The sequence below is a fragment of the Burkholderia sp. Ac-20379 genome (assembly GCF_017104645.1).
Taxonomy (GTDB): Bacteria; Pseudomonadota; Gammaproteobacteria; order Burkholderiales; family Burkholderiaceae; genus Burkholderia.
In genome coordinates, this window is sequence record NZ_JAAGPF010000791.1 from 1 (window position 1) to 527 (window position 527).

At 74.2% G+C, this 527-nt stretch carries 1 pseudogene; it reads left to right on the forward strand.

What is annotated here, in order from left to right:
- Window positions 1–527, forward strand: a pseudogene (locus tag G3N92_RS35280) (hypothetical protein); the annotation flags it as partial.

The window sequence follows — 527 nt, forward strand, 5'->3', positions numbered from 1 at the left end:
TACCGGCGAGATCGTCCGGCATCTGTTCGAGGCGGCCACGGCGGCCGGCGTGACGCTCGACAAGGCCGAGTACAAGCCGGGGCACGATGCGTTCGGCCGCTTCGACACCTACACGGTGGTGCTGCCCGTGAAGGGCGATTACGCGCGGTTGCGGCGGTTCGGCGAGACGGTGCTGGCGGCCGTGCCGTACGCCGCGCTCGACGACCTGCGCTTCAAGCGCGGCTCGGCCGAGGATGCCGGCGTCGAGGCCAATTTGCGGTTCACCGCGTTCTTGCGGCCGGTGGCGATCGCGCCGTTGAGCGCGTCGGAGGCGGCGGCGATCGAGGCGGGTGCGGCCGTGGCGGCGTCCGGCGCGTCGGCGGCTTCGGCTTCGGCCGCGTCGACGGTCGATACGACTGGGCGCGTCGCGGCGTCGGGCGATGGCTTCGTGCCGCTGCCGGTGTCGGATGCGTCGGCGGGGCATGGGCTGACGGTGGTGCCGGTCGAGGCGCGGCCGCGCGCGGATGCGCCGCGGGCGAAGGTGCCGG